The sequence below is a fragment of the Pantoea sp. PA1 genome, assembly GCF_056856975.1.
In genome coordinates, this window is sequence record NZ_JBXGEE010000009.1 from 1 (window position 1) to 16695 (window position 16695).

General features: G+C 52.6%; 13 protein-coding genes and 3 pseudogenes. 6 read left to right on the forward strand and 10 right to left on the reverse strand.

Annotated features, from left to right (window positions below; genetic code table 11):
* Positions 1 to 160: 160 nt before the first annotated feature.
* The 6 genes and pseudogenes from AC1V0D_RS21055 to AC1V0D_RS21080 form a co-directional block, all read right to left on the reverse strand.
* A complete protein-coding gene (locus AC1V0D_RS21055; protein ID WP_482908009.1) occupies positions 161 to 394 on the reverse strand; it encodes a hypothetical protein in 234 nt (77 codons plus the stop codon).
* 12 nt (positions 395 to 406) lie between these two features.
* Positions 407 to 583: a hypothetical protein gene (locus AC1V0D_RS21060; protein ID WP_482908010.1), complete on the reverse strand. Its 177-nt coding sequence runs from the start codon at positions 581 to 583 to the stop codon at positions 407 to 409.
* 42 nt (positions 584 to 625) lie between these two features.
* The gene (locus tag AC1V0D_RS21065) at positions 626 to 1066 is read right to left on the reverse strand and encodes an antirestriction protein (protein WP_482908011.1); all 441 of its coding nucleotides are present in this window, start codon (positions 1064 to 1066) and stop codon (positions 626 to 628) included.
* A gap of 112 nt (positions 1067 to 1178) precedes the next feature.
* Positions 1179 to 1634: pseudogene (locus AC1V0D_RS21070) on the reverse strand (DUF1281 domain-containing protein); the annotation flags it as partial.
* 397 nt (positions 1635 to 2031) lie between these two features.
* Positions 2032 to 3987 (reverse strand): glycoside hydrolase family 127 protein, encoded by a 1956-nt coding sequence (locus AC1V0D_RS21075; RefSeq protein WP_482908012.1) that lies wholly within the window; start codon positions 3985 to 3987, stop codon positions 2032 to 2034.
* A 10-nt stretch (positions 3988 to 3997) separates the two neighbouring features.
* The gene (locus tag AC1V0D_RS21080; RefSeq protein WP_482908013.1) at positions 3998 to 5398 is read right to left on the reverse strand and encodes an MFS transporter; all 1401 of its coding nucleotides are present in this window, start codon (positions 5396 to 5398) and stop codon (positions 3998 to 4000) included.
* A gap of 246 nt (positions 5399 to 5644) precedes the next feature.
* Between AC1V0D_RS21080 and AC1V0D_RS21085 the strand changes: the two genes are divergently transcribed.
* Positions 5645 to 6466, forward strand: a complete 822-nt coding sequence (locus AC1V0D_RS21085; protein ID WP_482908014.1) for a helix-turn-helix domain-containing protein — start codon at positions 5645 to 5647, stop codon at positions 6464 to 6466.
* A 6-nt stretch (positions 6467 to 6472) separates the two neighbouring features.
* Here the strand turns inward: AC1V0D_RS21085 and AC1V0D_RS21090 are convergent.
* Positions 6473 to 6820, reverse strand: a pseudogene (locus AC1V0D_RS21090) (integrase core domain-containing protein); the annotation flags it as partial.
* Between the two features lie 19 nt (positions 6821 to 6839).
* Here AC1V0D_RS21090 and AC1V0D_RS21095 point away from each other — a divergent pair.
* Positions 6840 to 7030, forward strand: a pseudogene (locus AC1V0D_RS21095) (helix-turn-helix domain-containing protein); the annotation flags it as partial.
* 200 nt (positions 7031 to 7230) lie between these two features.
* On the opposite strand, the gene AC1V0D_RS21100 reads toward AC1V0D_RS21095, so the two are convergent.
* The 3 genes from AC1V0D_RS21100 to AC1V0D_RS21110 form a co-directional block, all read right to left on the reverse strand.
* On the reverse strand, positions 7231 to 8016 hold the full coding sequence (locus AC1V0D_RS21100) for an SDR family NAD(P)-dependent oxidoreductase (protein ID WP_482908015.1): 786 nt from the start codon (positions 8014 to 8016) through the stop codon (positions 7231 to 7233).
* A 98-nt stretch (positions 8017 to 8114) separates the two neighbouring features.
* Positions 8115 to 8618 carry a hypothetical protein gene (locus AC1V0D_RS21105; protein ID WP_482908016.1) on the reverse strand — a complete coding sequence of 168 codons (504 nt, stop codon included), beginning with the start codon at positions 8616 to 8618 and terminating at the stop codon, positions 8115 to 8117.
* Positions 8619 to 8703: 85 nt separating this feature from the next.
* Entirely contained in the window at positions 8704 to 10161 is a 1458-nt protein-coding gene (locus AC1V0D_RS21110; protein ID WP_482908017.1) for an efflux transporter outer membrane subunit, read from the reverse strand.
* An 89-nt stretch (positions 10162 to 10250) separates the two neighbouring features.
* Here AC1V0D_RS21110 and AC1V0D_RS21115 point away from each other — a divergent pair, with 89 nt between their 5' ends.
* The 4 genes from AC1V0D_RS21115 to fabF all read left to right on the forward strand — a co-directional run bounded on the left by AC1V0D_RS21115 (position 10251) and on the right by fabF (position 16502).
* Complete coding sequence (locus tag AC1V0D_RS21115) at positions 10251 to 10865, forward strand: TetR/AcrR family transcriptional regulator (protein ID WP_482908018.1); 615 nt, start codon at positions 10251 to 10253, stop codon at positions 10863 to 10865.
* Positions 10866 to 10940: 75 nt separating this feature from the next.
* The gene (locus AC1V0D_RS21120) at positions 10941 to 12056 is read left to right on the forward strand and encodes an efflux RND transporter periplasmic adaptor subunit (RefSeq protein ID WP_482908019.1); all 1116 of its coding nucleotides are present in this window, start codon (positions 10941 to 10943) and stop codon (positions 12054 to 12056) included.
* Entirely contained in the window at positions 12049 to 15138 is a 3090-nt protein-coding gene (locus AC1V0D_RS21125; RefSeq protein WP_482908020.1) for an efflux RND transporter permease subunit, read from the forward strand. The genes AC1V0D_RS21120 and AC1V0D_RS21125 overlap by 8 nt, the downstream gene beginning before the upstream one ends.
* Before the next feature lie 41 nt (positions 15139 to 15179).
* Complete coding sequence (fabF, locus tag AC1V0D_RS21130; RefSeq protein WP_482908021.1) at positions 15180 to 16502, forward strand: beta-ketoacyl-ACP synthase II; 1323 nt, start codon at positions 15180 to 15182, stop codon at positions 16500 to 16502.
* Positions 16503 to 16695: the final 193 nt, after the last annotated feature.

Here is a 16695-nt window from a genome sequence, read left to right on the forward strand (position 1 = left end):
CATAACCCGTATCACGTCTTCTTTACGCCAGATAATCAGCGTGATCTTCTTGTCGCCCTCAAACTGAATTTTCAGGTCGTTACACAGCTGGCTTGCGGTTCCGTACATGATTCTCTCCTTACCGGGGCGGCCCTGCCGCCCCATGCTGTCAGATATATGTTTATTTGCCGCTCTGCTCTCTCAGCAGCGCGCTGATCCGAAAGAGCGCCGCCGTTTCCGCCGGGAAGCGGCGGGCAGATGCCCCTTCTCCGTTCTGCGCATCCTCAAGCCGCATGAAGTCCCACGCCACCCTGATCGCCGTCTCAAGCGCGGCGGTGGGCACGGTCACCACGCGGGCCTGCTTTTCCTCCTCGCGGATGTTTTCCAGCACGGCCTGGAGTGTTTCCAGACTCACGCCATAATCGTGCTATGCGTCCAGCCCGCTGATTTGCTGCACGATATTAGCGGCGGTTTCTTCCGTTACGCTTTCGTCGTCGAGAACGGCCAGCACGTCCTCTTTTGTCCAGATAATCAGCGACATAAGCTCGTCAGATTTGTAACGCTGTAATAATCGGACGCAGAGTTCATTAACGGTTCCGTACATGGTTTTTTCCTCTTGAGAGGGGCGGCCATGCCGCCCCGTGATTTATGAGTTCAGGGCACAAAAAATGGCGGTGGCTTCGGGATGTGTTTTCACACACTCCATCAGCTGGCGGTGGCGCTGGCAGAAATGCGCACTCAGTTCTTCGTCGTCGTGGCGGTCGTACAGCCAGCTGCGATGGTTAAGAACCAGCGCCGTGATAATGATCCCCGCTGCGTCGGCGCTGATTTCCAGCTCTATCCAGTGGTACGGATTGGAGTACATGTAGCGTTCTTCACCTTCCTGCTTCATGTAACCGCCGCCGCCCGGCAGCTGTACGAAGTCCCAGACCGTGCCGTCATAGTTCGCCAGGTAGCGGCTGGCATAGAGGTACACGTTGTTTTCGGCCTGCGCATAATCGTGACCAAACAGGGAAGGCAGAAAACGCAGGCTGACAAAATCGGCCAGAACAGACGCCGGCTGTAAAACGTGGGGTTGTGTGTTCATCAGACATCTCCGCAGTCAGAGGGGGTTAAAGTTCCGGCCTGTGCCGTGACTGAATGACAGCCCGGCGGAAAGCGGAGTGTTCAGGAGCGACACCGCAGGCCGCAGCGCAAGCGAGCGGGAGGCGCATGTCAAACTCAGCCGAATCCTCTGCAGTGACATCGCTATCGCACGTGCGGCTCCAGAATTCGATCACACTGCCCCCGCTCACGCCTGACCAGTCAAAATGCTTCCGCTTCCACAAGCTAACTATCACCGCCTTTGCCTCCTCACCCAGCGCATCCCACGTGCGGCTGCGGAGTCCGGTGGCCAGCCAGAGTTCGTGCAGCCGGTCACAGGTTTTGTCCGTCAGTTCTGCACCATCACGCAGCTGCGCGAGCCACTGTGTAAAGGCACGGTTCTCCGGCGTGTCTTCACCCTTTCCCACCGCCGTCAGTGCCGGAAAAGGTGCATACGTTTCGTCCGTCACCGAACGCAGCAGACCGGCGCAGCCCGCCAGGAACAATTGAATCCCCTCCGCTTCTGCCTGCGTATACAGTGGCCGCACATTGCCCTTCATAAGCGCCCGCATATGGCTTACGTTCTCTGCCAGGCCGGTCACCCGCAGTCTGTTTGCACACTAGTTCGGCATGATTCTCTCCTCAGTCAATGGTTGCACGGCCTCACCTGCGCCGTGCCGACACAGCAGCCGGGCGCAAAGAGAAGCCCGCAGGGGCGCCGCCGGAGCGGACTGAATGTCCCGCGCACGGCGGGGAACGGGTGAGCAGTTGTGTTTGATGTCAACTTGGAAAGGAATTTAGAAGTCGCGCAGTGGCTGCAGGTGATGAACGTCCGCTATGAGCGAAAAGCAGACGTTCGTAATTGTTCTGCAGTAGACGAAGATTTTGATAATATAGTCACAGATTAATGAATGGGGAGCAGAACAAATTTTCTTGATATAAGACACCTATTAATTAAAAATAAAAGAATTACTTTTCATTCACCCAAATACGCATTTCCCCTTCGCCACGATTAGCCCAGCTAAACCATGGAATAAAGGTCAGTGTTTGCGATTGTGCGGATGAAGGCGAGCGGTCGTAATGCCATAACGATTGTTGTTCGGGCTTTTCTGCGCTTTGGCGGATGCCTTCGGCCTGAATCAGTATCTTATGAGCAAACGGGCCCTTGCCTTCGAAAGCATTGAACGTAGCATTTTCTGGCAGCCAAAGGTTATGGAGATCTTCACCGTTATCGGCCTGCTCCAGACAATAGACCAGTGGTCCACGTTGCAGTGCTACTTTGCCTGAAACGTGGCGCACCAGCGGGTTACCATAAACGCGGCGTACAGGCATGGGCAGAGTGAGCTCTATGATATCGCCTTCTTGCCATGTGCGTTTAATATGCAGATAGCCTTTGCGGATATCTTTCTTCACTTCTATACCATTAATACTGATCTGTGGTGCGTCACACCAGTCGGGCAGACGTAGCGCCAGCGTGTGTTGTACTGGTATCAGTGAATCAATGGCTAAGGTGATTTTCTCCTGCCACGGGAAGTTGCCGCTGATGCGCAAACGCAGCGTGTCCTCACCTACCGTCACTTCAACGCTGTTGCCGACGTACAAATTGACGTAAAGCGCATCTTCGCGTGGCGTGTAGATGTAATGACCTAAAGACGTCAGCACGCGCGCGATATTAGGTGGGCAGCAGGCACAGCCAAACCAGCGCTGACGCACAGGTTTTACATGATCGTAAATGTGGTTGAATGGCAGAGTTTTTGGGTGGACTTCCAGCGGGTTCACGTAGAAGAAATGTTTGCCGTCCAGCGCCATACCGCCTAACACTGTGTTATACAGTGCACGCTCCATCACGTCGGCATACTGACTGTCGGCTTCCATTTCCAGCATTCGGCGGGCGAACATCATTAGGCCAATCGAAGCGCAGCTTTCTGCATACACGCTGTCGTTTGGCAAATCGTAGTCGCTGCTGAATGCTTCTCCACTGCTCTGGGAACCGATGCCGCCAGTGATATAGAGCTGGCGCTGGGTCATATTATTCCACAGACGCAGACAGTCCTGACGTTTACCTTCATCCCGGTTCAGGCGCGCCAGATGCGCTACGCCCGTCATCAGATAGACAAAACGCACTGCATGGCCAGTCGCCGTTTGCTGTTCGGCAATAGGTTGATGTGCCTGGCTGTAAGGTTTGTCTTTTACCATCCACGCCGGGCCGTAAGTATTCCAGTATGACGTTTTTCCGCGCTTTTCGTATTCAATGTCGTAGAAATGTGGCTGCGTTCCCCGTTGCTCAACGAAGTATTTTACCAGTGCCTGATAACGGGGTTCCTGTGTAACGTCGTAGAGACGCATTAACGCCAGCTCGATTTCCGGGTGCCCCGGGTAGCCGTGCAGCTGGTTTTGGCCGGGACCGAAAACCGTGTCGATGTGATCGGCAAGCTTGCACACCACGTCGAGCAGTCGGCGTTTATTTGTGGCCTGAAAGAACGCCACACCCGCTTCAATCATATGCCCGGCGCAGTAAAGTTCGTGGCATTCGGCAAGATTGGTCCAGCGATCCAGCGGTGCTTTTACGGTGAAATAGGTGTTGAGATAACCGTCATCACACTGCGCGGCGGCGACCAGTTCAATCACTTCGTCTGCGGTTTTCTCAAGCCCGGCATCTGGCTTCTGGCAAAGCGACCACGCCACGGCCTCCAGCCATTTCGCCACATCGCTGTCCTGGAAAACCATACCGTAAAACTCGCCCTGCTGTAATCCGGCGGCAATACGGAAGTTTTCGATGGCATGACTGGGCTCCGCTTCCGCAATGCGATCATTAAGCGCGTCCCACTGATACGGTATCACGACATCGCGAACGAGTTGCTGATACTTGCTCAGGAACGGATCGCTGATTTTGAGCTTATGCAGATCGACTTCCATCACAGACATGGTGTTCTCCTTAAGACTGAACATGGCGAGCGCGCAGGTCAGTACTGATGCGCGACATCATCGGATTATTGAGCTTGCAGGCGCGAATAGTGAAGGCCAGCAGCAGGTGGAACAGGGCAGGGAAGAGGGTCTCCATGGAGGTCATACCGCTCAGCGATGCCGCAGTTTGATTGCCTGCACCTGGCTGGTAGGCGACAAAAATAAATACGAGGCTGATAATGCCGGCACTGGAGGCCCACGCGAGCTTGATGCAGAACAGATTGAAGGCGAAGTTCATGCCGGAAGAGCGCACACCGGTTTTCCATTCGCCGTAGTCATCCGCAAAGGCCATCAAGCCAAAATGCAGCGGCAGGGTGAAACCCAGAATCACACCGTTGCCGAAGATCACGGCCAGCCAGAGTGTTTGCCATGCCGGCCCCGTCGGCAGGAACCACATCATTACAGCCATGGCCGCCAGCACAATATTGGTGGCATAGTATAGTTTGACAGTATCGACGCGTTTCGACAGCGGGTTAACCAGTACGGAGCCGAGAATGGAGGCCAGGGTCACCATGGTAAAAAATAGCGAGATGTACGCGTTACTGCCTTTTAACACATAGGTGATGAAGTACATGTAGCCGCCGCCACGAATATTAAACACGTTAATCAGCAGGAAAGACATCAACAGCATCAGCAACATCTGATCATTCTGGCGCAACCCTGTCAGGTGTTCGCGCAGGCTAAACCTGCCCATCGCATCCAGCGGTACCCGCTCGCGCACCCAGAAGAAGCAACACAGGAACATCGCCACTGCGATGCCACACAGAATGCCGACGCCCATCTGATAACCATATGCCGTATCGCCTTTCCCAAGCGTTGAAACCAGCCACGGCAGCCCGACGGAAACTAAAAAACCCGCCACACCGCACAGGACAAAACGCCAGGACTGACAGCCGAGCACTTCTGAGTGGCGCGTCGTCATGGTGTTGATCAGCGCGCAGTACGGTACGTTGATGGCGGTGTAGCTGACGGACAGCAGAAGATAGGTGGCGAATGCCCATACGATTTTCATATTCATGCTGACGTCAGGCACAGTGAAGGTCAGGAAGCCAATCACGCCAATCGGCACTGCAATCCACAGCTGCCAGGGGCGAAAGCGCCCCCAGCGGCTTTGAGTGCGGTCGGCTATAACGCCCATCACCGGATCGGAAACAGCGTCAAACACGCGCAGGACGATAAACATCGTGCCGACCAGCGCGGGCGTCAGGCCAAAAACATCAGTATAGAAAAAAGTCAAAAAATTCATGATCAGGCAGGTGATTACCGTACCGCCAGCATCACCTAAGCCGTAGCCGATTTTCTCCCGCAGCGGCAGCTTTTTGCTGGCAGTCTGACGGATAATATCGGTTTGTGTAATTGGGGCAGAAGTCATCGAGAACTCCTTACGTCGGTCAGAGTGCAAGACCCGCAGCGTGCCGGGCTTTTTGTTGGGATTGCAGACTACATGATTCATTCTGCCCGGAACCGCCGGGGCAGCAAGAGAAGGGAAAAGTATAAAAAGATGACAATTCCGACCTTATTGCCAAAATGTGATCGCGAGCGGGAAATGATGAATTCTGGTTAATAATCAATGTGAAATGGGAGTTATAATGAAAGAAAAAGCGAAAAGTGAATGTTCATGCTCGAATTATCCATAGCATTTCCGATTCGGGTCCAGAATGGAGGGTTATTCATTTCACGTGGCGTGGGGAGTCATCCGGCACGTAAACTGACCTCCTGGGAGCTGATTTTTATCGAACGCGGTCAGTTGCAAATCCGTGAGGAGGATGAGCTGTTTACCGTATCAGCAGGAGAAAGTTTGTTGCTAAAACCGGGTCGTCGTCATGTTGGCGAAGGAAAATTTCCCGCCGATCTGAAATTTTACTGGCTGCATTTTGAGTGGCTGGAAACGCTGAATGTCTCTGCGTTGCGCCAGACGCTGCTAACGCTTCGCCAGCACACCCGAATGAGCGATCCACAGTACATCATTTCACTGTTTCGGCAGTTTCTCAGCGAGCAGGAGAACAATCATCGCAGTATCGCCCTGGAATGTATTTTACTGCTTATTTTGCAGCAAGTTAGTGCCGCAGGCTTTCAGGATCAAGATGATGACAGCGCCGGTGTGGCCCTGGCGTACAAGGCGCAGCAGATTATCCGAACGCAGTACCATTTGCCGCTTTCTACGTCTCTGCTTGCACGCGAGCTGCACTGTAACGCAGATTATCTGGGGCGTGTCTATCGACGGGTCTTTAACCTGACGCTGACGAAAGCCCTGCACCGGCAGCGCGTGATGGCGGCGGAGAAGCTGCTTATCAGCGACGCCCGTTCACTGAATGAGGTGGCTGTGCAGTGTGGTTTCAGTGATACAAGCTACTTCCGGAAAATCTTCCGTAAACATACAGGATTGACACCTGCCGCCTGGAAAAAACGTTACTGCAAGGAGCATATTAATTCCGGCTGAGGGTTACTATGAAGTGGTCAACAAAAAACTGGCCACAATTTTAGAGTTTTCCAGAACAATCGTTCTGATTCATTGGGTGTTAAGCCACCGTTATATTGGTGGGGTCTGAGCTGGCTGTAATAACCAATGATGTAATTCGTTATGGATCTATTTGCTTTGCTAAATTTCCGTATCCACAGTTCGGTACCCATTCTGATTTCAGGCTGTGAAAAATCGTTCCATTGGGCCGTTGTCCCGGCATTTCCCACGTCGACTCATGCTTAGCTTTATACGATAACTCAACAGTAACCGACTGAATTCCCTTCTGATATAGTGACTTTCATGGTCAGAATGATACATAAAGCCAGCCGGTTTTCACCTGGCTTCCCAGGGATTCAGTTCTGAAACCGGTTTTAGCTTTGATGAATGGCGACAGCGCATATGGTTACTCAAGGCTCTTGAACTCCTGGTACGGGTAAGCAAGTGACGACAGTTGCACTGGAGCTTGGGTATGACAATGTGAGTGCCTTTATTGCGTTGTTTCGCAGGGGGTTTGGCACTACACCCGCGCAGTTTAAATTTTAAATATGTAAGCCAGTAGTTAATGTCCGCTTCTGGCACAAAGCGGACAAGCTGAATGAGCTAAACGTCCGCTTTGAGCAAAAAGCGGACATTCAGATTAAACGTATAACACATTCCTGAATCTCTTAAATTTCCTGCTAATATACTGAAAGAATTAATTAATTTACATGGGGGATCAGGAATGCATTCCTGATTTAGACATTCTACACACCCATTACATATGACATAACTGCCTGATGGAGTCGTCGGGGGGTCGCCCAGGTAAAAAAGGTAATTGCCTTATTACCTATCCCCGGAACAATGCTGATCTTTCCGGCCTGCAAAGCATGAATTCCGGCTTTAACAACAGGTGCCGGCTTCATCATGACGCTTTTCAACATGGGGGTCAGCTTTTGCTGTGCTGCTTCAGCAAAACCTGTGTCAGACATGCCCGGACACAGAGCTGTAACGGTAATACCATCAGATTTGAGTTCGCGGTGAAGAGCATCCGAAAATCTCAGCACGTAAGCTTTTGCTGCTGAATAGACGGCGAAATTCTTAACACCCTGATAAGACAGCAGGCTTGCAACCATGAGAATTCGCCCTTTTCCTGCTCTCTTCATATCTTCTGCAAAAAGTCGGGTAACCGCAGTCAGACTGGCGACATCAAGATTTATCATATTCAGCGAATCAGACAGAGAATGGTCGAGAAAACGCCCCTGTAGCCCGTAACCTGCATTATTTATCAGTGTTTCAACATGAATATTCTGCGCCTTGAGACGCAGGTGAAGATCACTGACTGCGTCAATGTTGGCAAGATCAACCTGCTCTACAATAACGTCAGTTTTGTACTTATCACGTACCTCCTGCGCCAGTGATTCCATTTTGTTGCGTCTTCTTGCTACAAGAATCAGCGACCTTCCCTGAGCGGCAAACTGGCGTGCAAATTCTTCACCAAACCCTCCGGAGGCACCGGTAATGAGTACCCACTCAGCATCTGTATTTTTCATATGAATATCTCCAGAATTGATTTTTAATAACAGCGGTTAGCCTCATCTGTGTGATGGCAGAGTCAGCTATCTGAGGGTTTATCGAATGATGTAACTGCTTAAAATATCGCACGATTCTGAACGGCTAACATAAGTATGATATTAAATTGATTTTCGCTGACTGCAATAAATGGCAATCCTGCCTTGCAAAGAAATTGCTGAAGCCGCTGGTTGTTGTCAGTATAAACAGTCACAGTTTTGCTGCTGTCCTCGAGGGCAATTGTCGTCATCCTGACGCAATTGCTGCGGGGAAAAAGAAGACGTAATTGCTGAACGGACAGGTTCGGGTTCAGCGAAACTACAGTATGGATACCATGAAGATTCAGGCTTTGAGATACATGAGTCAGATCGTTGAAAGCCGTGCTGAGAAAAATTATCTCTGATTCCTCTGAAACTGACTGAAAGTCATCCAGCGTCCAGCAGGGATAAACTCTTGCTACTTTTTGAACGAGACTGCAGCTGGAGGGATACAGAAAAACCTGTGTATCAGTTACGGTACTAAAAATCGCCATTATTATGCCTTCGGACATCTCATCGAGGCCGATAAATCCTACTCTGCTCATACACTCTCCGGGCCGCAGGCCACAAACAACAGTGCTTATTAGTGATAATTCGAGGCGGACAGTGCCGGATTAATTTTCCAGTAACTTATCGGGCATCAGCGTTAATCGCAGGTGGCTGCCAGCCGCCGCCCAGTGCCCGAAAAGCTGCGACAGCTGCGCGCGCGCTCTCGGTCTGAGCCTGTGCTCTGGCGTCTGAAGCCTGCAGAAGATTTTGATCATCGTGTAAGACGTCGATCAGGCTTGCCGTACCCTGTTTCCATGCGATAAAAGAAGACTGGCGCGCCCCGGACAGTGCGGTTACTCCGCTGGTCAGAATGGCGGTCTGCATTTCACGGTTAATCAGTGACGAGAACGCATTTTCAACGTCCTCACTCGCACGCAAAACCGACAGCCGATACGCTGCCAGGGCCTCAGCTTCCTGGCCTTTAGCCTGATTTATCTGAGCATTAATACGTCCAAAATCGAAGAGCCGCCAGCGCAGCCCCACTACACCGGCAGCCTGGCTGGCACCGCCTGAGAAAAGATTACCGCTTGATACCGATGTTGCGCTGCCGAGTAATGCGCCGAGGGAAAACTTCGGATAATACTCGCTCACAGCGACACCGATACGCGCATTTGAGGCCGCAAGATTACGCTCTGCCACGATAATGTCCGGTCTGCGGCGTAAGAGATCAGCTGGCGTTCCTGTATCGGTTATCTGCGGAGCCTGCGGAATGGCTCCCGGCAGGGATAACGCTTTACGATGAGTACCCGGGGGAGTGCCGAGCATGACGTCTAACGCATTCATTGCGTTATCAAGACCTGTGCGAAGAACCGGCACGGTTGCCTGTACCTGTGCGAGAGCCCCTTCGGTCTGACGAACCTGATAGCCGGGAGCCAGCCCTTTTATCTGAAGGAGTTTCACCTTTTCCAGTAAATCCTGCTGCGTTCTTACCTGTTTCTCAGCGATGTCCAGCCGGGTCTGTAATCCACGCAGGGTGATATAGATATCAGCAGTCTGAGCGGCAACAGCGAGGCGTGTGGCGATCACTCCCGCTTCAGAAGCCTGGTAATCAGCCAGGGCAGCCTCGCGACCGCGACGCAGGCCACCAAAAAGGTCAATCTCCCAGCTGGCATTGAGATCGGTTTCATAGCTATTGCCATAACGACTGAAGTCCGGCGTTGAACTCAGGACCTGGCCCAGCGGGGTTTCGGTTGACTGATATGCCCTGCCCGCCTGACCATTGACATTTGCTGATGGCAAAAGCGCTGCTGTAGCGGCTCCAAGTCCGGCGCCTGACTGCGTCATTCGGGCGGCTGCCTGCGCAATATCGAGGTTTTGTGCCAGTGCTTCTGTCACGAACTGACTTAAAAGTGGATCATTAAATCCTTCCCACCACTCAGCAAAACTGGCGGAATGTGAAGTGCTTCTCTGCAGAACGGCTGACTCATTCATGTAGCGTTCTGCAAGCGGTGCATCCGGACGATGATAATCCGGTCCTACGGCGCAGCCCGCCAGTAAACCAGCACTTAACATCAATGCAAAGGGACGTAAGGAGAACATGAACAGTCCTTGAGACAAATGTGAATTGTGACTACATTACCAAACGGTCACCCGTTGTCAATCAACCGCTCTTAGGCTAAGCTGAAAATATGAATACACACACGACTCCTCACCCCGCAAGGGGACCTTCTGAACACGCCATTCGTGATCAGGTGGTCATAGCTGCGACAGAGCACTTTGGGCATTTTGGCTATGAGAAAACCACTGTTTCAGACCTGGCAAAATCAATAGGTTTTTCAAAAGCCTATATATATAAATTCTTCGGTTCAAAACAGGCTATCGGTGAAGTCATCTGCGCCAATCGTCTGGATATGATTATGAAGATTGTTAACTCTGCGGTTGCAGAAGCGCCGACGGCATCGGAAAAGATGAGGCAACTGCTGAGAACGCTGACGGAGTCCGGAAGCGACCTGTTCTTTCACGACCGCAGGCTTTATGACATTGCCGCCGTAGCTGCCAGGGATAAGTGGCCATCCGCCGCAATACATGAAGAGCGGATTCGACAACTCATTGAAAATATTATTGTCGAAGGACGACAGGCGGGAGAGTTTGAGCGAAAAACCCCTCTTGACGAAGCGACGCAGGCTATTTTTCTCCTCATGAAACCTTACATCAGTCCTGTCCAGTTGCAGTACAACCTTGAGACAGCTGCTTCAGCCGCCGTTCTCCTTTCTGCCCTCATACTAAGAAGTCTTTCTCCCTGATTTTGTGACCATTGACAAATGTGGTCACAGGCATAAGAATGCGGTTACCTTCCTATTCTTTTATTCAGGTAACCCATGCTCAGGATCAAGCCTGTCAACTTAGCTGTCTGCCTTTTCCCATTAGCCCTGGTAGCCTGCGGCGATAATTCCGGTACTGATGACCCGCGTACGCAGCCCCCTCTGGTAAGGGCTGTAAACGTGGCGGGGGCTGACGATGCATACCGTTCCTTCACCGGCGTGGTGGTTGCACGTACGCAGAGTGACCTTGGTTTCCGTGTACAGGGCAAAATTCTTGAACGCCTTGTTGATACAGGGCAAACGGTCAGGCGAGGACAGCCGCTGATGCGTCTCGATCCTGTTGATCTCAGCCTGCAGGTACAGGCTCAGCAGCAGGCTGTTACTGCTGCACGTGCCCGCGCCAGGCAGGCTTCTCAGGACGAAGCACGCTACAGGGGCCTGGTCTCTGCAGGCGCAGTTTCAGCATCAGCTTATGATCAGATAAAGGCCGCTGCAGATACGGCGAAAGCCGACCTCAGCGCTGCGCAGGCGCAGGCTGACGTTGCACAGAATGCAAAAAGTTATGCTGTCTTACTCGCTGATGCTGATGGCGTGGTTATGGATACGCTTGCTGAGCCGGGTCAGGTGGTCAGCGCAGGTCAGCCGGTGATCAGGTTAGCCAGGGCCGGCCAGCGTGAAGCCATGGTACAGCTACCTGAAACGCTCAGGCCGGCACCGGAAAGCCAGGCTGAAGCGACGCTGTACGGCGATAATGAACAGTCCGTCAGTGCGCGACTTCGCGTACTTTCCGATGCAGCCGATCCTCTGACCCGCACTTTTGAAGCCCGATATGTGCTTGAGGGAGCGCTGGCTGACGCACCGCTGGGCGCCACAGTCACGCTGCATATTGCTGATGGAAGGGCTTCACGTAAGGTAATGCAGATACCCATAGCCGCACTCTCTGACCAGGGAAAAGGTCCGGGAGTCTGGGTTATTACCGGTCAGCCAGCCCGGGTTTCCTGGCGGGCGGTGCGTGTAGAGGGCCTGAGTGACGATATGGCAAAAGTTTCAAGTGGGATCAGTGCCGGTGAAGAAGTGGTTGCGCTTGGCGCTCACCTGCTGCATGACGGCGAAACTGTACGCGTTGCGCTGCAGGGTGATGGCAGCATTGCCGGAGGCCAGCCGCATGAGTAATGCCCGTTTCAATCTCTCTGCGCTCGCTGTTCGGGAGCGTTCGATTACCTTATTCCTGATCATCCTTATCACGGTTGCGGGCATCCTGTCTTTTTTTGAACTGGGCCGGGCAGAAGATCCGCCCTTTACTGTGAAACAGATGACAATCATCACCGCGTGGCCGGGAGCAACGGCGCAGGAAATGCAGGATCAGGTTGCTGAACCGCTTGAAAAGCGTATGCAGGAACTCAAGTGGTATGACCGCAGCGAGACGTATACCCGCCCGGGAATGGCGTTCACTATGCTGTCGCTGCAGGATAGTACGCCACCCTCACAGGTGCAGGAGGAGTTTTATCAGGCCCGTAAAAAGCTGGGAGATGAGGCCAAAAGCCTGCCTGCAGGTGTCATCGGACCTATGGTCAATGACGAGTTTTCGGACGTCACATTTTCCCTCTTTGCTCTGAAAGCTAAAGGTGAGCCTCAGCGTTTACTGGTGCGCGATGCAGAATCACTGCGACAGCGGCTTCTTCACGTGCCGGGCGTAAAAAAGGTCAACATTATCGGTGAGCAGACCGAACGCATCTTTATCTCCTTTTCCCATGACAGGCTGGCCACGCTGGGGGTTTCGCCTCAGGACATATTTTCAGCCCTGAATAGCCAGAATGTCCTCACGCCCGCGGGCTCAATTGATACCCAGGGCCCCCAGGTATTTATTCGTCTTGACGGCGCTTTTAACAAACTGGAGCAGATTCGTAAAACGCCCATCGTTGTTAATGGCAGAACGCTCCTGCTGTCGGACATTGCCACTGTTGAACGCGGATATGAGGATCCCGCCACGTTTCTGATACGCAATCAGGGTGAACCGGCTCTTCTGCTGGGCATTATCATGCGGGAGGGGTGGAATGGCCTTGAACTGGGCAAATCACTGGATGCGGAAGCGGCCAGTATCAACGCATCCATGCCGCTCGGCATGACGCTGACGAAAGTCACCGACCAGTCAGTCAACATCAGCTCTGCTGTCGATGAATTTATGATCAAATTCTTCGTTGCGCTGCTTGTGGTCATGGTGGTCTGCTTTGTCAGCATGGGCTGGCGTGTGGGCGTGGTGGTGGCCGCTGCCGTTCCTCTGACGCTGGCAGTCGTTTTCATCATCATGGAGGCATCAGGTAAAAATTTCGATCGCATAACCCTGGGGTCACTGATCCTGGCACTGGGACTTCTGGTGGATGATGCCATCATTGCAATTGAGATGATGGTCGTAAAAATGGAGGAGGGCTACGACCGCATTAAAGCCTCAGCCTATGCGTGGAGCCATACTGCTGCCCCGATGCTGGCAGGAACACTGGTAACGGTAGTGGGCTTTATGCCAAATGGCTTTGCGCAGTCTACCGCTGGTGAGTACACCAGTAACATGTTCTGGATTGTGGGTATCGCCCTGATCGCTTCATGGGTTGTGGCCGTTGTGTTCACACCTTATCTGGGTGTGAAAATGCTGCCTGAGATCAAAACGGTGTCCGGCGGACACGCCGCAATCTACGATACGCCGCGCTACAACCGTTTTCGCCGGGTACTGGCCCGCGTTGTCGCACGAAAATGGATTGTCGCAGGAACGGTCATCATTGTTTTTACCATGGCCATTCTCGGCATGGGGCTGGTTAAGAAGCAGTTCTTCCCGACATCAGATCGACCCGAGGTATTAATTGAGGTTCAGATGCCTTACGGCACCTCAATTGAGCAGACCAGTGCGACCACGGCGAAAATTGAGGACTGGCTGAAAAAGCAGAAAGAGGCAAAAATTGTCACCTCTTACATCGGGCAGGGCTCACCCCGCTTCTATCTGGCGATGGCACCGGAGCTTCCCGACCCGTCATTTGCGAAGATTGTGGTTCTGACCGATAGTCAGGATGCCCGCGATATTCTCAAGCAACGGCTACGTGAAGCCGCAGCCAGCGGACTGGCTCCTGAAGCGCGTATCCGCGCAACGCAGCTGGTCTTCGGTCCTTATTCTCCTTATCCGGTGGCTTACCGGGTAATGGGACCTGATCCGGATAAACTGCGTGAGATTGCAGGCGAAGTTGAGGCGGTCATGCTGGCCAGTCCAGACATGAGGACCGTGAACACGGACTGGGGACAGCGCGTGCCTACGCTGCACTTCTCGCTGAATCAGGATCGTCTTCAGGCAGTAGGTCTGACTTCTAATGCCGTTGCGCAGCAACTCCAGTTCCTGCTCTCTGGCGTACCTGTTACGTCCGTTCGTGAAGACATCCGCTCCGTACAGGTGATGGGTCGTGCAGCAGGCGATATCAGACTCGATCCTGCAAGAATAGCCGGATTTACACTGGTGGGGTCGTCAGGCCAGCGCGTTCCACTGTCACAGATTGGCGATGTTGAAGTCAGAATGGAAGATCCCGTGCTGCGACGCCGCGACCGTACCCCGACGATTACCGTACGTGGCGATATTTCAGACACCATGCAGCCGCCCGATGTTTCCACGGCAATCCTGAAACAGTTACAGCCTGTTATCGCTAAGCTTCCGGCCGGATACCGCATTGAGCAGGGGGGACCGATTGAGGAGTCGGGTAAAGCCACTAAAGCAATGGCTCCGCTGTTCCCGATCATGATTGCCATTACGCTTCTGATCATCATTCTGCAGGTTCGGTCAATGTCAGCGATGGTGATGGTGTTTCTGACTGCGCCACTGGGGCTGATTGGCGTTGTACCGACGCTGCTGCTGTTCAGTCAGCCGTTCGGGATAAATGCGCTTGTCGGACTCATCGCACTGTCGGGGATTCTGATGCGCAACACATTAATCCTGATAGGGCAGATCCATCACAATGAGCATGAAGGGCTGACACCTTTTGAGTCCGTCGTTGAAGCAACAATTCAGCGTGCCCGCCCCGTATTACTGACGGCAATGGCCGCCATCCTGGCCTTTATCCCTCTTACGCATTCTGTTTTCTGGGGAACACTGGCTTATACGCTGATAGGTGGAACATTTGCCGGCACCATCGTTACCCTGGTTTTCCTGCCTGCAATGTATGCCATATGGTTCAGGATACGTCCTGAAGATCAGAAATACGCGGATGGTAAAGCTGAAGAATAACCATTAACCGCAGGGGAACACGTTCCCCTGCGGTTAATGGCATGACGCTATGCAAAAAAGAACATGAGGTTTTTAAAATGAATGAGAATAATTCCGTACGAATAGTCATAACCGGCTGCGGTATTGTCAGCCCCTTAGGGTGTGGTACGGAAACCGTCTGGCGCAGGCTTATTGAGGGCCGGTCGGGAATAACAGTACTTCCTCCTGATATCAGAGAGGGTACTGGCGTCACCGTTGCCGGACAGGTGCCTTCACTCACAGAGGACCCTGACGCAGGTTATGAGCCGGAGCGGTATATTACTGCCAAAGAGCGAAAAAAAATGGATCGCTTCATTGAGTTTGCTCTCATTGCGGCTCAGGAAGCCCTCACTCAGGCGGACTGGCAACCAGATAATGAACACGAGAAAGAGCGGACGGCAACAGTGATTGCCTCCGGCGTAGGTGGATTCGGTGCTATTGCCGACGCAGTCAGAACGTCCGATACACGCGGACCACGCCGTTTATCACCCTTCACCGCACCTTCTTTTCTTGCAAATATGGCAGCAGGGCATGTCTCAATAAAGCATGGCTTCAGAGGACCGATCGGTGCGCCGATAACGGCATGTGCTGCAGGTGTGCAGGCCATCGGCGATGCGGCCAGGCTGATTAAAACGGGCGAAGCCGATATTGCGGTTTGTGGAGGTACAGAAGCTGCAATAGATCGCGTTACTCTGGGATGTTTTGCGGCAGCACGTGCTCTCTCCACTAATAATGGTGATAAACCTGACGAAGCGTCGAAACCCTTTGACACCCAGCGGGACGGATTTGTGATGGCCGAAGGTGCTGGCATATTGGTTATCGAGTCTTTAGAGCACGCTCTGAACCGGGGCGCAAAGCCACTGGCTGAACTGGTTGGATATGGCACCAGCGCTGATGCATGGCATCTTACGGCCGGACCTGAAGACGGTAGCGGAGCCCGCAGAGCGATTGAGCTTGCGTTAGCCCAGGCAGGAGTGGGGGCTGATGATGTACAGCACATTAATGCTCATGCCACCTCAACCATGGTCGGTGATAAAGGTGAACTTTCTGCGATCCGAGCTGTGTTTGGTAAAGGCAGTAAAGTCGCCATCAGTTCGACCAAGTCGGCTACCGGGCATTTGCTGGGCGCGGCGGGCGGTATTGAGGCCATTTTTACCGTACTTGCTCTTCGGGACCAGATGATTCCGCCGACGCTGAATTTACATAATCCCGATGAAGCGGGTGATGGTCTGGACCTGGTTGCATTAAAGGCACGTTACTCTGCCATCCGGCATGCGTTATCAAACGGATTTGGATTTGGCGGCGTGAATGCCAGTGTTCTTTTTCGTCGTTGGGAAGCCATTTAATATGAATATCAGGACTGCCTGTAAGAAATTTATTCAGGTGTTGCGACGCTCTGATGTTGAATAATGAGTGTCGGGTAGCCAGTAAAATAAGAATACAGGCTTCAGTTAACGTCAGCATATTAATTTGTTCACAATTTAATATTCAGCTTAAGGTCCTGTGCCCGATATCGGGTGCAGTTCCTGCGTTAATGTC